The sequence below is a fragment of the Agrobacterium sp. 22-223-1 genome, from assembly GCF_053522385.1.
Genome location: NZ_JBNWCN010000004.1, coordinates 315667 through 334240, shown reverse-complemented (window position 1 = coordinate 334240; position 18574 = coordinate 315667). Strand labels below are relative to the sequence as shown.

Here is an 18574-nt window from a genome sequence, read left to right as displayed (position 1 = left end):
GCAAAGCTCGAATGAAGGGCCGTGCGGAATCCTATTCGCCGGCCGGAATGGAGCGGGCGTTCTGCCCGTCCTTCGCCACGAATTGCGCAAGCGTCATATTGTCCAGAATGGTTGCGATGGCGTCACGCACGTCCGTCATCGAAACCCTGACCTGACAGGTCTCCGGATCATCGCAGTCGTCACAGGCTTCAAAGGCCGTGCGGCTTGCACAGCGGATGGGGGCCAGAGGTCCGTCCAGCGTGCGGATGACCTGCCCGATCATGATTTCGGATGGCATTTTCGACAGCGAATAACCGCCATTCGGGCCCTTCTTGGAGCGCAGAATGCCGCTATTGCGCAGCTCCAGAAGAATAGTATCCAGGAATTTTTTCGGGATATTGTTGCGGGTCGCAATTTCGGTCACGAAGGCGGTCTCGCCCTGGGGCAACCGCGCCAGATCGACAAGAGCCTTTAATCCGTATTTGCCTTTTTTGGTCAACATCGCATGATCCGAAAAGAGAGTCGGCACGTTTTACGGCGCCGGGCCATATTATTCCTAACTTACTAAGTAGTTTTTAGCGAATTCCGGCGCAAGCCCGTTTCGTCCGGGTGTGGCGCGGAAAACGGCTTGTTGCAGCCTTTTTGGGCCATTCCTTCGGCTTTGCCGATGGCTTTGCCAGGGCCGGCTTCCGAAAACATCACTGAAAACAATATTTTCTCTGATCGCGCTGCAACGTGGAACGATCATCCTTTATTAGAATATAAAATCGGTAGACAAAGTATGCATCAAAGACACGCGAGGTGATGATGTATACGCTCAGTTTGCTGGACAAGAGCCCGGTTCCGACGGGTGAGGACGCGGCGAGTGCATTCCGCGACACGATCAATCTTGCCAGACGCGCCGAAGAGCTGGGTTACCGCCGTTTCTGGGTGGCCGAACATCACAATTCGCCGGAGCTTGCCGGCTCCGCGCCGGAAGCGCTGGTTGCATGGATATTGGCGAAGACCTCCCACATTCGCGTCGGCTCGGGCGGCGTCATGTTGCAGCACTATAGCCCTTACAAGGTCGCCGAGGTTTTCAACGTGCTGTCGTCGCTCGCGCCCGGCCGGGTCGATCTCGGCATCGGCAAGACACCGGGCGGGTTGCCGCTGGCGACGTCGGCCTTGCAGCAGGCCTATGATCCTGCCCGTAAACCCGATTTCGAAACGGCCTTTAGTGAACTCACCATGTTTTTGTCCGGCGCCGCGCCGCAGGACCACGCACAGGCCGGGCTGCGGGCAACACCTGCGCCGCCGGTCTCTGCGGAACGATTTTTGCTCGGCGCCAGCCCGGAAAGCGCAAGGCTTGCGGCTTCAAGGGGATGGAATTTCGTCTTTGCCGGCCACCTCAATGGCGATGCGGAGGTTCTTCGCCGCAGCCTCTCGGCTTTCCGGGAAGAAAGCGGCGGAAGCGCTCCGATCCTTGCCCTGTCGGCTTTTGCGGCCAGTGACCCCGCCCATGCTGCGAGACAGGTGGAAGGTCAGCGCATCTACCGGGTATTCCTCAGCGACGGCCGGGCATTCAACCTCGGCCGGCGTGAACAGGCGGAGGAATTCGCCCGCCAGTCCGGCGATACCGATTACCGCATCGAAGAGCGAAAACCCAACGTCCTGCATGGCGGGCCGGAGGATATTCACAAGGCGCTTCGTGCGCTTTCCGGGGAGCACGGCATCGAGGAATTCATCATCGAGCCACCGCATGTCGGGGCCGATCAGCGGCTTGCCTCGATAGAACTGCTTGCCACGCATCGCCTTTCCCGGGCGGCGTAATTTTCTCTGAGGAGGGAATGACATGACGAGAAAGAAAATCCGTTTCGGCATCATGCTTCAGGGCCCCGGCGGGCACATGAATGCCTGGCGGCACCCCAAAAGCCCGGTGGATGCCAGCGTCAATTTCGACTTCTTCAGGAAGACCGCGCTGAAGGCGGAAGCGGCGGGCATCGCCTTCGCTTTCGTGGCGGATGGGCTCTATATCAATGACAAGTCGATCCCGCATTTCCTCAACCGGTTCGAGCCGCTGACGATCCTTTCGGCGCTCGCCTCCGTGACCTCGAAGATCGGTCTCGCCGGCACCGTTTCGACCTCCTATAGCGACCCCTTCACCATTGCTCGCCAGTTCGCCTCGCTCGATCTCCTGAGCGGCGGCCGCGCCGGGTGGAATGCGGTCACGACACCGCTTGAAGGTACGGCGAAGAATTACAGCCGCAACCACCCCGAACATGCGCTGCGTTACGAGATTGCCGACGAATATCTCGAAGTGATCAAGGGCCTGTGGGATAGCTGGGACGACGACGCTTTCCTGCGCAATCGTGAGACGGGACAGTTCTTCGACCGCGCCAAACTCCACACGCTCGGCCATAAGGGCCGTTTCTTCCAGGTGGAAGGCCCGCTCAATATCCAGCGTTCGCCGCAGGGGCAGCCGGTGGTGTTCCAGGCCGGCTCCTCCGATGCCGGCATCGGTCTTGCGGGCAAACACGCGGATGCGGTCTTCACCAATTCCGCTTCGCTTGAGGAAAACCACACTTTCCTGAAGCGTGTGAAACAGAGCGCCGTCGCGCAGGGCAGGTCGGCTGCCGATGTGAAGATTTTCCCCGGTATCGGCCCGATTGTCGGCGAGACGCAGGAGGAAGCGGAGGCGAAATACGACGTCATCCGCAACCTCATCACCATCGAGGATGCGCTGGCCTATCTCGGCCGTTTCTTCGATCATCATGATTTCAGCGTCTATCCGCTGGATGAGCCTTTCCCCGAACTCGGCGAGATCGGCAAGAACAGTTTCCGCTCCACGACCGACCGCATCAAGCGGCGGGCAAAGGAAAAGAACCAGACGCTGCGCGAGGCGGCGCTGGAGGCCGCGACCCCGCGTGAAGGTTTCATCGGCACCCCGGACAAGGTGGCTGACGAAATCATCCGCTGGGTGGAGCACGATGCGGCCGATGGCTTCATTCTGGGCTTCCCGGTGATTGCCGAGGGACTGGACGATTTCATCCGCCTGGTCATCCCCGTACTGCAACGGCGCGGTTATTTCGATCCGCATCTGGAAGGGGCGACGCTGCGCGACCATCTCGGCCTGCCTTTCAGGGAAAGCGTCTATTCCCGCGACGAAAACGGGTCGGACAAGGCCATCGCCTGAGCTTGCAGCCGGGCGGAGACGATTGCCGCCCGGTGCAGATTTCAAGACGCGGCGCGTAGCGAGCCGCGCAGGAGACAGAACCATGAATATCCGCATTGACGGCGCGCGTCCGCAGGACGACGCCGAACGGGGAATCCTTGCCTTCATCGACGAGAGCATCGCCATCCGGCATGATCTCCATCGGCATCCGGAGCTTTCGCTCAAGGAAAAACGCACGGCGGCGCTCATTGCCCGCTATCTGTTGTCGTTCGGATATGAGGTGACGGAAGGTGTCGGCGGTCACGGCGTTGTCGCCACGTTGAAACGCGGTCATGGCGACAAGCGCGTCGGCATTCGCGCCGATATCGACGCCCTGCCGATTATCGAGGAAACCGGCCTTGCCTATGCCAGCCAGACGCAGGGCGTCATGCATGCCTGCGGTCACGATGGTCATACGACGATCCTGCTTGCCGCCGCCCGCTATCTTGCCGAAACATCGAATTTTTCCGGCACGCTGACGCTGATCTTCCAGCCGGCCGAGGAGATCGGCGCCGGGGCAAGGGCGATGATAAAGGACCGGCTTTTCGAGCGGTTTCCGGTCGATGCGGTCTTCGGGCTGCATAATTGGCCGGGTGTCGACACCGGGCAGTTCGGCTTCGTCGAGGGCCCCGCCATGGCCTCCGTCGACAAGGCGAAGGTGCGGATCGTCGGCAAGGGCGGGCATGGCGCCGCGCCGCATGAGACGGTCGATCCGGTTCTCGCCTCGGCAAGCTTCGTCACCGCCCTGCAGAGCATCGTTTCGCGCAATGTCGATCCGCGCGAGATGGCGGTTCTGACGGTCGGTTCCATCCATGGCGGAACCGCCTCCAACGTCATTCCCGAGAGCGTCGAGCTTCAGATCACCGCCCGGGCTTTTTCGCCTGCCGTGCGTGACAGGCTGGAGGAGCGGCTTCCGGTGCTGGCCAAAGCGCAGGCCGAGAGCTTCGGCGCGAAGGCCGAGGTCGCCTATTCCCGCGGTTTCCCGCCGGTCATCAACCACACTCCTCAGACGGTCTTCGCCCGCGATGTCGCCAAACGGCATTTCGCCGTCGGGCAAGTTGCCGAAGCGTTCCAGCCGCGCACGGCGAGCGAGGATTTCGCCTTCATGCTGCAGGAGCGGCCGGGTTCCTATCTGTTCGTCGGCAATGGCGACAGCGCGCCGCTGCACAGCCCCCACTACGATTTCAACGACGCGATCATCGCACCGGCAGCACGCTTCTGGGTGCGGCTGGCGGAAGCCTATCTCTCCTGACGCGAAAATTAGGACAAGGACATGAGCGACAGTTTTTTCTACACATCGGTCAAGGATCCGCTCGCAACCCCGCTTCTGGAGGAGTTGCTGTTCGAATATGACAGCCGTTACGGCACATTCTTCAATGCGGAAGGGGCCAAGGCGGAGCTGAACAAATATCCGCCGGAAGCCTTCAGCCCGCCATCGGGCAATTTCCTGCTGCTCCTGCGTGACGGCAAAGCGATCGCTGGCGGCGCCTTCATGCGTTACGACGACGAAACGGCGGAATTCAAGCGGGTCTGGACCCATTCCGCCCATCGCCGGCAAGGACTTGCGAAAATCGTGCTCCGGGAACTGGAGCAGCAGGCGATCCGGCAGGGTTATGCCCGCGTTTATCTGACCACCGGCTTCCGTCAGCCGGAAGCGGTCGGCCTTTATCTCACCAATGGTTATCGCGCCTTGTTCGATACCGCGGCCGATCCCGAGACGATCCGGTCGTTGCCCTTCGAAAAATTTCTTTCCGACACGGCCACCTCCATCCCGGATGGTGCGCCAATAAAGGCCGCCCGGCCGCAACTTTCACCGGCTCATCCCTGAAAGGCTTTCTCCGATGACAATAGCCTCCGATTTTCCGCATGTTGCGGTGAGCGAACAGAAGGGTGAGCCGGCCAGGCACGGCTATGCGCATTTTCGCGTCGTCCCCGCCCGTTATCCGCTGCGCACGGCGGGCACCGTGCTTGCGGTTCTCATCATTGCCGCCATCCTGCATTCCGTCTTCGGCAATCCCCGCTGGGGCTGGAACGTGTTTGCGGAATGGTTCTTTGCCGAACCGGTGCTTGTGGGGCTTGGCCGGACGCTGCTGCTGACCGTGCTTGGCGCTTTTCTGGGTTTCGTGCTCGGCACGGTTCTGGCGCTCGCCCGCGTTTCGGGTTCGCCCCTGCTTGTCGCGATCTCCTGGACCTATATCTGGATATTCCGTTCCATTCCGCTGATCGTGCTTTTGCTGATCCTCAACAATCTCGGTTATCTCTACGAGACCGTGACGATCGGCGTGCCCTATACCGGCATCAATTTCTTCAGCTGGAATACCACGCAGCTGATGACGCCCTTTGCCGCAGCGGTTCTGGGGCTGACATTGCATGCCGCGGCTTTCTCATCGGAAATCGTGCGTGGCGGTATCCTCTCGGTGGAGCAGGGTCAGCTCGAGGCGGCGGCCTCCCTCGGCCTGCCGCGCCGCCGACAGTTTTCCCGGATCGTGCTGCCGCAGGCGATGCGGACCATTTTGCCCAATGGTTTCAACGAGATCATTCTGCTCGCAAAGGGCACGTCGCAGGTCTATATCCTCGCGCTGCCGGAGCTGTTCTATACGATCCAGATCATCTATCGCCGCAATCTGGAAGTGATCCCGCTGCTGATGGTCGCCACCGTCTGGTATCTGGTGATCCTGACCGGGCTTTCCATCGTTCAGCACCACATCGAGCGGCATTTTTCGCGCGGCGCGTTGCGCAATCCGCCGCCCTCGCTGTTTGCCACGCTCTATCGCACATTCCTGCCGCGCAAGCCTTTGCCGGAAGCGGTGGAGACGCCGGCGCCCGCCATTGAAAGACCTGAACGACCGGCCGCCGCCAGGACGGGAAGTTTCCAGCTCGGCAATCGTGGCGGTTCGGTCAATATCCACGGCGTTTCCAAGTCCTTCGGAACCCTGAAAGTGCTGGACGATGTCACGCTCTCCATTCCGGCAGGCAGCGTCACCACCATTCTCGGCCAGTCCGGCTCCGGCAAGTCCACCTTGTTGCGCTCCATCAACCATCTGGAGCGTGTCGACGACGGCTTCATCGCCATTGACGGTGAACTGGTCGGATATCGCCAGAAAGGTGACACGCTTTATGAGCTGAAGGAAAAGGACATTCTGAAGCGCCGCGTCGAAGTGGGCATGGTATTCCAGAGCTTCAACCTGTTCCCGCATCTGACGGCGCTTGAGAACATCGCCGAAGCGCCGGTCGTGGTTCGCGGCATATCGAAAGAACAGGCGGAAGCCGAGGCGCGCGATCTTCTGGCCCGCGTCGGTCTGGCCGAAAAGGCCGGTGCTTACCCCCGCCAGCTTTCCGGCGGGCAGCAACAGCGCGTGGCGATTGCCCGGGCCTTAGCGCTGCGGCCGAAGGTGCTGCTCTTCGACGAGCCGACATCCGCGCTCGACCCGGAGCTGGTCAATGAGGTTCTGGATGTCATCAAGGAGCTGTCCCGCTCCGGCGTCACTCTCATCATCGTCACCCACGAAATCGGCTTTGCCCGCGAAGTCTCCGACAGGGTCGTCTTCATGGAACAGGGCCGCATTCTCGAAACGGGCACGCCGGAGAAAGTGTTCAACAAGCCGGACCACCCGCGCACGGCCGAATTTCTTGCAAAAGTTCTCTAATCAACAACAAAGGAAACACTCACATGGCATTTTCATCGAAATTATTGTCCCTGCTTGCCGGCGGTCTTTTCACCGCCACCGCTGCATTCATCCCGGCCGCGCATGCGCAGGAGGTTGACCTGTCGCCTGAGCAGAAGGGGCGGGTGCGCGCCGAAAAGGTGGAAGAGGCAATCAAGCTTCTGCCCGCCGGCCACAAGTTCATTGCCGATGGAAAGCTGACGGTCGCGACCGTTCCCTTCCGCCTGCCGCTGGTGGATTATGCGAGCGACACAAAAACGCCGATAGGCGTGGAGCCGGATATCGCCCAGCTGGTCGCCGACAGCCTCGGCCTTGAGCTGCAGCTTGTTCCCATCGCCTGGGCGGACTGGCCGCTCGGTCTTGCATCCGGCAAATATGACGCCGTTACTTCCAACATCACGGTGACGGAAGCCCGCAAGGAAAAATTCGATTTTTCCAGCTACCGCAACGATCTGCTCGGCTTTTACGTCGGCAATAACAGCAAGGTCACATCCATCGGCAAGCCGGAGGATGTCGCAGGGCTGAAGGTCATCGTCGGAGCCGCCACCAATCAGGAGCAGATCCTGCTGAAATGGATCAAGGACAACAAGGAGAAGGGGCTGGCCGATACCGAGGTGCAATATTACGACGATCAGGCCGTGCTTGACGTCGCCCTGCAATCCGGCCGTGCGGATGCCTATCTCGGCCCCAACGCGACCTCTGCCTTTCAGGCGGCAAGCCAGAAGAAGACGAAGCTTGTCGGCACCTTCTCCGGCGGCTGGCCGGAAGCGGCCGAGATCGCCGTCGCTTCGAAAAAGGACGCAGGCATAGCCGAGGCCATCACCGCCGCGCTGAACGCCCAGATCAAGAACGGCAATTACGGCAAGGTTCTTGCCCGCTGGAATCTCGGTTCCGAAGCCATCACCGAATCCCGCACCAATCCGCCCGGCCTGCCCAAGAGCTGAGGCCAGATTTTCCAAAGGTTGAGTTGCCAAAAGCTGAGTTGCCAAAAAGCTGAGTTGAAGGTGGGACATCACTCAGCCGGTGGCGCGGGCATCCTCCCGCTCGCGCCACCTCCGTCCCGCAATCATCCTATCGGGAAACCACAATGACCTTCACCTCTCGTCTCGCCACCGCCACGCTCGGCGCATTTTTCTCCATCGTCGGTCTTGGGTCGGCTTTCGCAACCGATGTCTTCGACCTGTCGCCGGATCAGCCCGGCCGCATCCGGGTCGAAAAAGACCCCGGCGCAATTGCCGCCGTTCCGAAGGATTTCAAATTCGTCACGCCGGGCAAACTCACGGTCGCGGTCGCACCCGGCGGACCGCCGCTCGCGACCTATGCGACGGATGCAAAAACGGTGGTCGGCGCAGATCCCGATTATGCGCTTGCGGTAGCCGACAGCCTCGGCTTGGAGCTGGAACTGGTGGCGGTCGCCTGGGCGGACTGGCCGCTGGGGCTTGCCTCCGGCAAATACGATGCGGTGATCTCGAATGTGGGCGTTACCGAGCAGCGCAAGGAGAAGTTCGATTTCTCCACCTATCGTCAGGGCCTGCACGGATTTTTCGTCAAGGCAGACAGCGGCATAACCGCCATCCGCGAGCCGAAGGACGCGGCCGGCCTGAGGATCATCGTCGGCGCCGGCACCAATCAGGAGCGCATTCTGCTGAAATGGAGCGACGAGAACGTTGCCGCCGGATTGAAGCCGATTGAGCTGCAATATTACGATGATGAAGCGACCCGGCTTGTGGCCCTTTCAGCGGGGCGGGCGGATGTGATTGTCCAGCCGCATGCGCAGCTGGTCTTCATCGCCGCGCGCGACAAGACAATCAAGCGTGTCGGCACGCTCTCGGCCGGCTGGCCGGAGCGTTCCGATGTCGCCATCACCACCCGCAAGGGATCGGGACTGGCCGATGCGCTGACGCTTGCCACCAACGATCTGATCAAGAGCGGCGCTTACGCGAAGATATTGGATCGCTGGCAGCTATCGGAAGAAGCCCTGCCGGAATCGCGGACCAACCCGCCCGGCCTGCCGAAAAGCTGATCGTTCGAACACATGCGGCGGACTGCAATACCCGCAGGCTCAGGCCTTGCGGGTATTGTTTTGTCCGTCAATTCTGCGCGGGAAGGGCGCGAAAGAGCTTTCGCAATTCACCGACGAAGGGTTTGAAGAAGCGCGAGAGCGGCCGGGCCGTGTTGGTGGAAACGGCGACATTCATCGTCACTTCAGGCATGAACGGGCGCACCGTCACTCCCTCGAAACTGTTCCAGCGCACCAGGCCGTCGACAAGGGCGATGCCGATGCCGCCGCGTACCAGCGGCACGGCACCGACCGATGAGGTGACCTGCACCGAGACATCCCGCACAAGCCCGTCGCGTTCGAAGACCTCGTTCAGCTGCGGGCCGATCTCGTCCGCATGGTTGCCGTAGGAAATCAGCGGCCTGCCGGCGAGGTCGCGGGGCGTCACCGTCATCATTTCGGCCAGGGGATCATCGTGCCGTATCACCGCCACGACCGGTACGGAGGCGAGAATTTCGCTGCGCACCGTCGGCGCCTGAATGGTGGAGAGCGTTACCGCAAAATCGATGTCTCCCAGCAGCAATTGTTCGGCAATCTCTTTTTTGGGCAGGGCGTTGAGATGGATTTTGACCGTCGGATGCGCCTGCCGGAAGGCAAGCAGCGCCTCGGGCAGCACGGAATAGGTGACCGGCAGGCTGGCGCCGATGCGCAGAAGGCCGAGCTTGCGCTCGCCAATGGTGCGCGTCAGCTTTTTCAGAACTTCAAGTTCGCGAAAAACCCGGTCGGCATCCTCATAGATCAGATGTGCTTCCATCGTCGGCACCAGCCGCCCGCCAATGCGCTCGAACAGCTTGTAACCCAGTTGGCTTTCCAGATGGTGCAGCACCTTGCTGACGCCGGGCTGGGAAACGGCAAGCGAATTGGCGGCCGCCGTCACGGAGCCGTCGCGCATGATGGCGCGGAAAATTTCAAGCTGTCGGGCGTTCATGGAAACCTCCGGCGTCATCTCTTCCATAACCCAAGGTTCTGTTCAAGCGACCATTTGCGATTGGCGGCAAACCTTCTGCCGTGGAAATCTGTGAGGGTGCAGGAGAGGTGCCTGCGAAGGTTTCGGGAAAGGAAACGCGGATGCTGGCCAGATTCAGGCGCATCGCCGAAGAGCGACGCGCGGCTTGCCCTGTCCTGATCGACGGCATGCCGGTCGAGGCGCTGGAGGGAGACACAGTGCTGACGGCGCTGATGCTCTCGCGCGGCTTTGCCCGTTTGTCCGAGTTCGCCGATGGCAAGCGGGCGGGGTTCTGCCTGATGGGCGCCTGTCAGGATTGCTGGGTCTGGACGGGTGAAGGTGAGCGGCTGCGTGCCTGTTCCACCCCCGTCCTCCCGGGCATGGATATCAGAACCGAGGTTCCGGAGGGGTTATGGCAGATTTGCGCGTCGTGATCGTGGGCGCCGGCCCCGCCGGTACGCGTGCCGCCGAGGCGTTGGTGCGGGCGGGGCTCCGCCCCGTCGTCATCGATGAGGGAGATCGCAGCGGCGGCCAGATCTATCGCCGCCAGCCGCAAAATTTCCGGCGTTCCTATGCGGCCCTTTACGGCACGGAAGCGGATAAGGCGAAGGCTCTGCACGAGGCATTCGACGGGCTTTCAGACCACATCGATTACCGGCCGCAGACCCTCGCATGGGCAATCCGCGACAATCGCATTCATATTCAGCGCGCCGAGACATCCGAAGCTCTCAATTTCGATGCCCTTATCATCGCATCGGGTGCGACCGACCGCATCATGCCTTTGCCGGGCTGGACGAGGCCGGGATGTTTTTCGCTTGGCGCTGCGCAGATATCCCTGAAGGCGCAAGCCTGTGCGATAGGCCGGCGGGTGGTTTTCATGGGCACGGGACCGCTGCTTTATCTCGTTGCCTATCAATACATGAAGGCAGGCGCGGCCCCCGTGGCGGTGTTGGATACCACACCGTTTTCCACGCAGATCAAGGGTCTGCCGGGAATGATGGCGCGGCCAACGCAGCTCCTCAAGGGCATGCGGCTCGTTGGGGCGCTGCTGGCTGGCGGGGTAAGGATCAAGCGAGGCATTGTGCCGATAGAGATTATCGGTGACGCCGAGAGCGGCGTGACCGGCATTCGCTACCGGAATGCGTCCGGTGACGAAAAACGCCTCGCCTGCGATGCGGTCGGTACGGGCTATCATCTGCGGGCGGAAAGCCAGCTTGCCGATCTTGCCGGTTGCCGCTTCTCCTTTCATCCGCCGATCCGGCAATGGTTGCCGGATGTGGACGATATGGGGCGCAGTTCGGTGCCGAATGTCTATCTGGCGGGCGACGGCGTGCGTATTCTCGGTGCAGATGGTGCGGAAGCCTCCGGCCGGCTTGCCGCCTTCGCGCTCCTTGAGGATCAAGGCTTGAAGCCATCCCGCACGGAGATCGGCCGCTGCCGGAAGCAATTGAGAGCTGCGAGGCGCTTTGCGCAGGGAATGGCTCGAGCCTTCCCCTGGCCGCATCTGTTGGCGCAGACACTTGCCGACGACACGATCATCTGCCGCTGCGAGGTTGTGACGGCGGGAGAGCTGCGCGCGAGCGTCACCGGCAAGGGCGCAACGGAAGTCAATCGCTCGAAAGCTTTCTCGCGGGCTGGCATGGGCCGATGCCAGGGGCGGTTCTGCGGGCAGGCGGGACAGGAGATTGTCGCCGCCGCCTCTGGTCTGCCGGTGGAATCGGCGGGACGGTTGCGCGGGCAGGCGCCGGTAAAACCCTTGCCGCTGGCGATTGCGAGGGGAGACGATGATGCGTAACGCGCTTGCGGAGGCGGATGTCATTATTGTCGGCGGCGGCATTGTCGGAACCGCCACGGCGTTTTTCCTGCGGCAACGGGGCGTCAGCGTCATTCTGCTGGAGCGTTTCCTTGTCGGTCAGCAGGCGAGCGGCACCAATTTCGGCAATGTCCGCCGTCAGGGCCGTTACCTCGGGCAGCTTCCGCTCGCCAACAGATCGCGGGATATCTGGAGCCGCATCCCGCAACTGACCGGTGCGGATGTGGAATTCATGCCCGTCGGCCATATCCGGTTTCTCTGGACGGAAGAACAGATCGCCACGGTCGAGAAATACCGCGACGATGCCGCACAATATGGTCTGGAGTTGCATATCCTCCCGCGCGAGGTCATCCGGCAGAAATTCCCCTTCATCGGACCGGAAGCGGTGGCCGGATCATGGTCGCCGCATGACGGTCACGCCAATCCGCGCCTCGTCGCGCCCGCCTTTGCCCGCGCGGCGCGGCGGGACGGTGCAACAATCGTGGAAAATTGCGAGGTTCTGGCCATCGAAAAGGCCGGTGAGGATTTCCGGGTGACGACGGCGGAAGGGGATTATCGCGCGCCCGTGGTGCTGGTCGCCAGCGGCGCATGGGGCGGCGGGTTTGCCGGTGCTTTGGGGGAGGCGGTACCGCTGGAAGTGGCCGGCCCGCAAATGGGCGTGACGGAACCCTTGCCATGGTTCATTCACCCGGTCGTTGGCGTCTCCACCAAAATTCCCGGCGAAGTGATCTATATGCGGCAAATCCCGCGCGGAAATGTCATTTTCGGTGGGGTGAAACGATGCGCCGCCGCGCTGGACGAACGCCGGGCGAAATACGATCCCGCCGGGCTCGATGCCCAGCTGCGTCAGCTTCTGCGGCTGGCACCCGCCTTGCGCCATGCCCGGCTGATCCGCACCTGGTCCGGCGTGGAAGGCTATATGGCCGACGATCTGCCGGTCATGGGAGACAGTGCCGCAACCTCCGGCCTCTATTACGCTTTCGGTTTCAGCGGCCACGGCTTCCAGATCGGCCCGGGCGTCGGCGACGTGATGGCGGAGCTGATAGCGACCGGAAAGACCACGACGCCGATTGCGGATTTTCACATCGGCCGTTTTCGTCGTGGTCAGCCTGCCGCATCCCATTAAGGGAGGGTCAGAAATCCGCGACCTTGCCCCAGGACGAATTCAGGAAACGGCTGGGGTGATAGGGGGCGGCATCGACGATCGGGTTCGAGCCCGTCACGATATCGGCGATCAGATGGCCGGCGCCCGGCCCTATGCCGAAACCGTGGCCGCTGAAACCGGCGGCAAGAATGAAGCCGGGCAATTCGTTGGTTTCGCCAATGGCGGGCACGCCATCGGGCGTGCTGTCGATGAAACCGGCCCAGGCGGCGGAAATCTGCGTTTTGCCGAGGGCGGGCAGAAGCTCCAGCGCCCTTCTATGGGTCTCGCGGATGGCGGCGGCATTGGGTTTCGGATCGAGAATACGAACCCGTTCCATCGGCGTCGGCGCATCGAGCCGCCAGCGTTTCAGCGTCTCGTGGCCGCCGCGAATGCCTTCCAGCCCGCCCGGCCGCAGGCTTCGCCAGCGCTTGAGGAACATCGGGATGAATTCACGGGCAAACCGCATCTGCTGTGCCGTCGGGTCGATGCGCCCCAGCCCGCTGATGGCGAGCGTGTAACCGCCGTCTTTTCTCTTCGTTGCCGAAACGGCGGCGGTGTGCAGCGCATCCGGCAGCCCCTCCGCACCCGGCGTGACGGAGAGGATGGAAGAGCGGACGGAGGCCTGCGGGAAACGAATGCCGAGCTGCCGGCAAAAGGACGACGCCCAGGCCCCGCCGGACATGATGGCGGTTTTGGTGCGGATCGTGCCTTTTTCGGTGACGACGGCGCTGACCCGGCCGCCTTCCGTCTCAAGCCCGCGTGCGGCGCAATTCTGATGCACCGTGCCGCCCAGCTTGATGATGGCGCGCGCCACGGCGGGCGCCGCCATGGAAGGATCGGCCGTGCCGTCCGTCGGCGAAAACACGCCGCCCTTCCAGCGCTTTCCCGTGGATCGGCCGCGTTCGCTCGCCTCATCGGCGCTCAGCATATGGGTCGTCACGCCTGCGGTAATGGCAAAGTCGCGCCAGCGCGCCCAGCCGGCAAGTTCGGCCTCATTGTCGCTCAGGTAAAACAGCCCGCAGCGGCGAAAACCCGTGTCCTCGCCGCTCTCTGCGCCAAACTCTTCCCAGAGCGCCAGGCTCTTGGTGGAAATCGGCAATTCGCGGGCGTCGCGGTTCTGCTGGCGGCACCAGCCCCAGTTGCGGCTGGATTGCTCAGCCCCGATCAGGCCTTTCTCGACCAGCGCCACTTTCAGGCCGCGTCGGGCAAGATAATAGGCGGCGAAGACACCGACGATGCCGCCGCCGATAATGACGGCGTCTGCGGATCTCGGCAGTTCCGGCGATGTCGTGATCTGTTGCAGCGGGGCGGGCATGGTCGGACTCCTTGTATTCGTCCTAATTTACCTCAGCCGGCGTGTAAACGCTGCCAGACTGGGCCTCTTGCCGGAATCTCCTGCTGTTGGGCGACGCCTCTGCAACTCTTTATGCTGCATCAAAAAAATATCCCCACGTCGACAGGGCTCGCCCATGTGGTAAGATTTCCTTTGCCGCGCCAGAATTTTATGCCGCGTGTTCAAAAAACAAAAAAGGGGTTCCGCACGTGATGAAACTTGACCGGATCGATATCAAGATCCTCTACGAATTGCAGAAAAACGGTCGCATCACCAATGTCGAGCTGGCGGAGCTTGTCAATCTGTCGCCAAGCCCCTGCCTGATGCGGGTGAAGAAGCTGCAGGCGGAAGGTTATATCGAGGGTTATTCGGCGCAGATCAACATCAACAAGCTCGGCCAGACGCTGACGGTGTTTACGGAAATCACGCTCAAGAACCATCGCCAGATCGATTTCGCCCGCTTCCTCGGCGTTGTCGAAAAGATCGACCAGGTGGTGGAATGCCACCTCGTTTCGGGCGGTTACGATTACCTGCTGAAATTCGTCACCTCTGGCATCGTCGAATACCAGTCGATCATGGAGCGGCTGACCGATATGGACGTGGGCATCGACAAATATTTCAGCTTCGTGGTGCTGAAATCGCCGATCATCAAATCGCATATGCCGCTGACCAGCCTGTTTCCGCTGTGAAATGGAGGGTGCGCCTCAGGCATCCGCAGAACCGCTGGGTTTGGGAAGGCGTTGCATTCACCCTCCGTCACCCCGGACTTGATCCGGGGTCCAGCGTGATCAAGTCTTTGATTGCATGATACTCTTTTCACGACGCAGACGCGTCGTGGCTGGATGCCGGGTCAAGTCCGGCATGACGGAGGAGAGGTTCTCTTACCTGTTTGGCATTCGTCCAGCTCACCTTTTCGAAAACGCCCGCACCAGTTCCGCATCCTGCTGGAGATTGTCGAGCCATGTCGGGTCGAGTTTCGGCACGGAGGAGAACAGCAGTTTCGAATAGGGGTGGGAGGGCGATTTGATCGCTTCGGTTTCCAGATGCTCCACCTTCTGCCCGCCATACATCACGACAATCTCGTCGCAGATGGTTTCCACCACCGAAAGATCGTGGCTGATGAAGATGTAGGAGAGGTTCAGCTCCCGCTGCAGTTCTCCGAGAAGATCGATGATCGCGGCCGCGACCACGGTATCGAGCGCCGAGGTGATTTCATCGCAGATGATGAGCGAGGGTTCGGCGGCTAGTGCGCGGGCGAAATTGACGCGTTGCTTCTGCCCGCCGGAAAGGCCGGAGGGGTGGCGGTGACGCACCGAGCGCGGCAGCTTCACCATATCGAGAAGCTCATCGATCCGGGCGTCGCGCGCCTTGCCTTTCATGCCGTGATAGAAGGTCAGCGGCCGGCCGAGAATATCCTCGATGGGTTTCGACGGGTTGAGTGCGGTATCGGCATATTGGAACACGATCTGCATCCGGCGCAGCTGGTCGCCGGTTCGACGCCGGGCATCCGCATCCAGTTCCCGGCCTTCGAAGATGACATGGCCGCCGGCCGCCGGCAGAATGCCGGCAATGGCGCGCGCCAGCGTCGATTTTCCGCAACCGGACTCGCCGATGATGCCGAGATTGCGACCGGGATAGACCGAAAGGCTGACGCTATCCACCGCACGCACCAGCGGCATCTTGTCTTCGCCCTTCGTTCCGTAACCGGCGATCAGCTTTTCGATATCCAGCAGCGGCGTTGCCTGCTCCTGTTTGGCGGGTGTGATGACACGCGCCTTGTCGTGAAAGGCCGTCAGCAGTTCCTTCGTGTAGGGATGCTGGGCATTTTCGAGGATATCCGTGGTCGTACCGGTTTCCTGAACCTCGCCGCCTTTCAGCACAACGATCCGGTCGGCGATCTGGGCGACGACGGCGAGATCGTGCGAAACATAAACGCCGCCGATGCCGTTCTTGCGCATTGCCGATTTGAAGGCGCGCAGCACCTCTATCTGGGTCGTGACGTCGAGCGCGGTGGTGGGCTCGTCGAAAATCACCAGCTTCGGGTTGCCGATCAGCGCCATTGCGGCGGAGAGGCGCTGAAGCTGGCCGCCGGACACCTGATGCGGGTAACGCTCGCCGATGGTCTCGGGGTTGGGCAGTGACAGCGCCTTGAAAAGTTCCACCGCGCGTGTGCGTGCCTCCTGCGGCGGCATCAGATGGTGGATGCGGGTGACTTCGATGACCTGATCGATGATTTTCTGCGCCGGGTTGAAGGCGGCGGCGGCGCTTTGCGGCACATAGGCCACTTTCGTGCCGCGGACTTTGGCGCGTTCAGCCTCGGAAAGCTGCACCATGTCCTGGTCCGCCACCTTGACGCTGCCGCCGGAAATGCGGCAGCCCGGCCGGGCATAGCCCATCAGGGTCAGCGCGATAGTGGTCTTGCCGGAACCGCTTTCGCCGATCAGCGCGACGATTTCGCCATCGGCGATGTCGATGTCCACGCCCTTGATGATGTCGATACGGCGGCCGGAATCGGTGGTGGCCTCGACTTTCAGTCCACGGATTTCAACGAGATTGCTCATTATTCGCTCCTGTCGCGGATTTTCTGCGGCAGATTGTCGATCAGCAGGTTGACGCTGATCGTCAGGCTGGCAATGGCCAGCGACGGGAAGATGACGGCAGGGGCCGCAAACGGTAGGCCGCCGATGTTCTCGCGCACCAGCGCGCCCCAGTCCGCATTCGGCGGCTGCAGGCCGAGGCCGAGGAAGGAGAGGCCCGACAGAAGCAGCACGATGAACACGAAGCGCACGCCAAGATCGGCCAGTACGGGCCGGACGATGTTCGGCAGGATTTCAGAGCCGATGAGGTAGAACAGGCTTTCGCCGCGCACCCGGGCGACGGTGACGAAATCCATCGTGTTGACATTGACGGCGAGCGCCCGGGCGAAACGATAGGCGCCCGGAGTATAGATGACCGAGAGCGTGATGATCAGCACCGGAATGGAAGAGCCGACGGCGGCCACGACCACGAGGCCGAAAAGCTTGCTCGGAATGGAATTCACCGCATCGAGAAACCGGCTCAGCGCCGCATCGAACCAGCCGCCGATGACGGCGGCGCACATGCCGAGCACGACGCCGGAGGTGCAGGCGACGGTGACGGCGGCGAGCGATATGCCGACCGTGAAACGCGCGCCCATGAGAATGCGGGAAAACACGTCGCGGCCGAGATAATCGGAACCGAGCCAGAGATCGGAGGTCATCGGCCCGAAATAATCGAGATCGACGATTTCACCGACCGGATGCGGAATGAGATAGGGCGCGAAGATTGCGACCATGGCCCAGACAAAAATGACGAGAAAGCCGAAAACGCCGACTGCGTTGATCTTGTAACCCAAACGCGAGGTCCCCGAAGTTGTTTTGATATTGTCGGCCATCAGCGCAGCCTCGGATTGGACATGATGGCGATGATATCCGCCGTCGTGATGAGGAGGAGATAACCGACGCAGAAGATCATCGCGCAGCTCTGGATCAGCGGCAGGTCGCGGGTTGCGACGCCATCGACCATCAGCTTGGCGATGCCGGGATAATTGAAGATCGTCTCGACGATGATGACGCCGCCGACGAGATAGGAAAGCGACAGCGCCACCGCATTGACGATGGGACCGAGCGCATTGGGAAGCGCATGGCGAAGCACGATGCGCATGCGCGGCGCGCCCTTCAAAAGCGCCATTTCCACATAGGGCGTATCCAGCGTCTCGATGACGGCGGCGCGGCTCATGCGGATCATCTGTGCGGAAACGACGAAGGTCAGCGTGATGACCGGCATGGCATAGACCCGCAGAACATCGAAAAGCGTGTGAACCTCGCTGACCAGCGACAGCGCCGGAAGCCATTTCAGATAGACGGCGAAAAGCAGCACGGCGAGTGTGGCGATCATGAATTCCGGCACCGAGATGACGCCGATGGTCAGCACGGTGACGGCCCGGTCATAAAGCGTTCCGCGCAACATGGCGGAGCTGATGCCGAGGGTCAGCGCCAGCGGCACGGCGATGATGGTGGTAATGCCGGCAAGCTTCATGGAGTTGACAAAGCGCGGACCGATAAGATCGGCAATCGCCATGTTGTTGGCGTAGGATGTGCCGAGTTCGCCCTGCAGCAGGCCGAGAAGCCAGCGGACGAAACGCAGGAGGGCAGGGTCGTCGAGATGCATGGCGGTGCGCAGGCCGGCCACGGCCTCCGGCGTCGCCGCCTGGCCAAGAAGGATCGTCGCCGTGTCGCCGGGCAGCAGGCTGGTAGCGGAAAAGACGATAAACGACACGATAAGCAGCGTCGTCAGCATGACGACCAGCCGCCTGGCGATAAGGGATAATATCCGGCTGTTCATTCACATGCTCCTGCGACGTGCCTGATTGTGGAGGCTTTCCGCAACGACGGAAAGGCTGCCGGGCGCATTTTCGCGCCCGGCTC

Annotated in this window: 17 protein-coding genes; 11 read left to right on the top strand and 6 right to left on the bottom strand. The window is 61.5% G+C overall.

The window, feature by feature from the left end:
• Positions 1-31: 31 nt before the first annotated feature.
• Positions 32-481, bottom strand: a complete 450-nt coding sequence (locus ACQZ60_RS19005; protein ID WP_059753414.1) for an RrF2 family transcriptional regulator — start codon at positions 479-481, stop codon at positions 32-34.
• Between the two features lie 302 nt (positions 482-783).
• Between ACQZ60_RS19005 and ACQZ60_RS19000 the strand changes: the two genes are divergently transcribed.
• From ACQZ60_RS19000 to ACQZ60_RS18970, 7 genes are all read left to right on the top strand, one after another.
• A complete protein-coding gene (locus ACQZ60_RS19000; RefSeq protein WP_448735881.1) occupies positions 784-1788 on the top strand; it encodes an LLM class flavin-dependent oxidoreductase in 1005 nt (334 codons plus the stop codon).
• Positions 1789-1810: 22 nt separating this feature from the next.
• The gene (locus ACQZ60_RS18995; protein ID WP_448735880.1) at positions 1811-3151 is read left to right on the top strand and encodes an LLM class flavin-dependent oxidoreductase; all 1341 of its coding nucleotides are present in this window, start codon (positions 1811-1813) and stop codon (positions 3149-3151) included.
• Between the two features lie 82 nt (positions 3152-3233).
• On the top strand, positions 3234-4421 hold the full coding sequence (locus ACQZ60_RS18990; protein WP_448735879.1) for a M20 aminoacylase family protein: 1188 nt from the start codon (positions 3234-3236) through the stop codon (positions 4419-4421).
• A gap of 21 nt (positions 4422-4442) precedes the next feature.
• Positions 4443-4997: a GNAT family N-acetyltransferase gene (locus ACQZ60_RS18985; protein WP_142780521.1), complete on the top strand. Its 555-nt coding sequence runs from the start codon at positions 4443-4445 to the stop codon at positions 4995-4997.
• 13 nt (positions 4998-5010) lie between these two features.
• Positions 5011-6816 carry an amino acid ABC transporter permease/ATP-binding protein gene (locus ACQZ60_RS18980; protein WP_448735878.1) on the top strand — a complete coding sequence of 602 codons (1806 nt, stop codon included), beginning with the start codon at positions 5011-5013 and terminating at the stop codon, positions 6814-6816.
• Positions 6817-6839: 23 nt separating this feature from the next.
• Positions 6840-7778 carry an ABC transporter substrate-binding protein gene (locus ACQZ60_RS18975; protein ID WP_448735877.1) on the top strand — a complete coding sequence of 313 codons (939 nt, stop codon included), beginning with the start codon at positions 6840-6842 and terminating at the stop codon, positions 7776-7778.
• 143 nt (positions 7779-7921) lie between these two features.
• The gene (locus tag ACQZ60_RS18970) at positions 7922-8857 is read left to right on the top strand and encodes an ABC transporter substrate-binding protein (RefSeq protein ID WP_020809916.1); all 936 of its coding nucleotides are present in this window, start codon (positions 7922-7924) and stop codon (positions 8855-8857) included.
• Between the two features lie 67 nt (positions 8858-8924).
• On the opposite strand, the gene ACQZ60_RS18965 is transcribed toward ACQZ60_RS18970, so the two are convergent.
• On the bottom strand, positions 8925-9848 hold the full coding sequence (locus ACQZ60_RS18965; RefSeq protein ID WP_020809917.1) for a LysR family transcriptional regulator: 924 nt from the start codon (positions 9846-9848) through the stop codon (positions 8925-8927).
• 113 nt (positions 9849-9961) lie between these two features.
• Here ACQZ60_RS18965 and ACQZ60_RS18960 point away from each other — a divergent pair, with 113 nt between their 5' ends.
• The 3 genes from ACQZ60_RS18960 to ACQZ60_RS18950 are packed head-to-tail and all read left to right on the top strand — an operon-like array spanning position 9962 to position 12778.
• A complete protein-coding gene (locus ACQZ60_RS18960) occupies positions 9962-10273 on the top strand; it encodes a (2Fe-2S)-binding protein (RefSeq protein ID WP_020809918.1) in 312 nt (103 codons plus the stop codon).
• Entirely contained in the window at positions 10252-11634 is a 1383-nt protein-coding gene (locus tag ACQZ60_RS18955; RefSeq protein WP_020809919.1) for an FAD/NAD(P)-dependent oxidoreductase, read from the top strand. Before ACQZ60_RS18960 ends, ACQZ60_RS18955 begins: the two co-directional genes overlap by 22 nt.
• Positions 11627-12778, top strand: coding sequence for an NAD(P)/FAD-dependent oxidoreductase (locus ACQZ60_RS18950; protein WP_020809920.1), 1152 nt, complete (start codon positions 11627-11629; stop codon positions 12776-12778). The genes ACQZ60_RS18955 and ACQZ60_RS18950 overlap by 8 nt, the downstream gene beginning before the upstream one ends.
• 7 nt (positions 12779-12785) lie before the next feature.
• Here ACQZ60_RS18950 and ACQZ60_RS18945 read toward each other — a convergent pair whose 3' ends face one another.
• The gene (locus ACQZ60_RS18945; protein WP_035264212.1) at positions 12786-14111 is read right to left on the bottom strand and encodes an NAD(P)/FAD-dependent oxidoreductase; all 1326 of its coding nucleotides are present in this window, start codon (positions 14109-14111) and stop codon (positions 12786-12788) included.
• Positions 14112-14341: 230 nt separating this feature from the next.
• On the opposite strand from ACQZ60_RS18945, the gene ACQZ60_RS18940 reads away from it, so the two are divergent.
• Positions 14342-14818 (top strand): Lrp/AsnC family transcriptional regulator, encoded by a 477-nt coding sequence (locus ACQZ60_RS18940; protein ID WP_003506856.1) that lies wholly within the window; start codon positions 14342-14344, stop codon positions 14816-14818.
• A gap of 216 nt (positions 14819-15034) precedes the next feature.
• On the opposite strand, the gene ACQZ60_RS18935 is transcribed toward ACQZ60_RS18940, so the two are convergent.
• The 3 genes from ACQZ60_RS18935 to ACQZ60_RS18925 are packed head-to-tail and all read right to left on the bottom strand — an operon-like array spanning position 15035 to position 18491.
• Complete coding sequence (locus tag ACQZ60_RS18935; RefSeq protein WP_020813310.1) at positions 15035-16690, bottom strand: ABC transporter ATP-binding protein; 1656 nt, start codon at positions 16688-16690, stop codon at positions 15035-15037.
• Positions 16690-17541 (bottom strand): ABC transporter permease, encoded by an 852-nt coding sequence (locus tag ACQZ60_RS18930; protein WP_035264215.1) that lies wholly within the window; start codon positions 17539-17541, stop codon positions 16690-16692. Before ACQZ60_RS18930 ends, ACQZ60_RS18935 begins: the two co-directional genes overlap by 1 nt.
• On the bottom strand, positions 17541-18491 hold the full coding sequence (locus ACQZ60_RS18925; RefSeq protein WP_003524664.1) for an ABC transporter permease: 951 nt from the start codon (positions 18489-18491) through the stop codon (positions 17541-17543). Before ACQZ60_RS18925 ends, ACQZ60_RS18930 begins: the two co-directional genes overlap by 1 nt.
• Positions 18492-18574 lie beyond the last annotated feature (83 nt).

Excerpts from the sequence above, each read along its gene's own strand:
- ACQZ60_RS18925 (WP_003524664.1), bottom strand. The coding sequence starts at position 18,491 with ATGAACAGCCGGATATTATCCCTTATCGCCAGGCGGCTGGTCGTCATG.
- ACQZ60_RS18935 (WP_020813310.1), bottom strand. The coding sequence starts at position 16,690 with ATGAGCAATCTCGTTGAAATCCGTGGACTGAAAGTCGAGGCCACCACC.
- ACQZ60_RS19005 (WP_059753414.1), bottom strand. The coding sequence starts at position 481 with ATGTTGACCAAAAAAGGCAAATACGGATTAAAGGCTCTTGTCGATCTG.
- ACQZ60_RS19000 (WP_448735881.1), top strand. The coding sequence starts at position 784 with ATGATGTATACGCTCAGTTTGCTGGACAAGAGCCCGGTTCCGACGGGT.
- ACQZ60_RS18960 (WP_020809918.1), top strand. The coding sequence starts at position 9,962 with ATGCTGGCCAGATTCAGGCGCATCGCCGAAGAGCGACGCGCGGCTTGC.
- ACQZ60_RS18950 (WP_020809920.1), top strand. The coding sequence starts at position 11,627 with ATGCGTAACGCGCTTGCGGAGGCGGATGTCATTATTGTCGGCGGCGGC.
- ACQZ60_RS18970 (WP_020809916.1), top strand. The coding sequence starts at position 7,922 with ATGACCTTCACCTCTCGTCTCGCCACCGCCACGCTCGGCGCATTTTTC.
- ACQZ60_RS18940 (WP_003506856.1), top strand. The coding sequence starts at position 14,342 with ATGAAACTTGACCGGATCGATATCAAGATCCTCTACGAATTGCAGAAA.
- ACQZ60_RS18965 (WP_020809917.1), bottom strand. The coding sequence starts at position 9,848 with ATGGAAGAGATGACGCCGGAGGTTTCCATGAACGCCCGACAGCTTGAA.
- ACQZ60_RS18930 (WP_035264215.1), bottom strand. The coding sequence starts at position 17,541 with ATGGCCGACAATATCAAAACAACTTCGGGGACCTCGCGTTTGGGTTAC.
- ACQZ60_RS18955 (WP_020809919.1), top strand. The coding sequence starts at position 10,252 with ATGGCAGATTTGCGCGTCGTGATCGTGGGCGCCGGCCCCGCCGGTACG.
- ACQZ60_RS18990 (WP_448735879.1), top strand. The coding sequence starts at position 3,234 with ATGAATATCCGCATTGACGGCGCGCGTCCGCAGGACGACGCCGAACGG.
- ACQZ60_RS18980 (WP_448735878.1), top strand. The coding sequence starts at position 5,011 with ATGACAATAGCCTCCGATTTTCCGCATGTTGCGGTGAGCGAACAGAAG.
- ACQZ60_RS18975 (WP_448735877.1), top strand. The coding sequence starts at position 6,840 with ATGGCATTTTCATCGAAATTATTGTCCCTGCTTGCCGGCGGTCTTTTC.
- ACQZ60_RS18985 (WP_142780521.1), top strand. The coding sequence starts at position 4,443 with ATGAGCGACAGTTTTTTCTACACATCGGTCAAGGATCCGCTCGCAACC.
- ACQZ60_RS18995 (WP_448735880.1), top strand. The coding sequence starts at position 1,811 with ATGACGAGAAAGAAAATCCGTTTCGGCATCATGCTTCAGGGCCCCGGC.
- ACQZ60_RS18945 (WP_035264212.1), bottom strand. The coding sequence starts at position 14,111 with ATGCCCGCCCCGCTGCAACAGATCACGACATCGCCGGAACTGCCGAGA.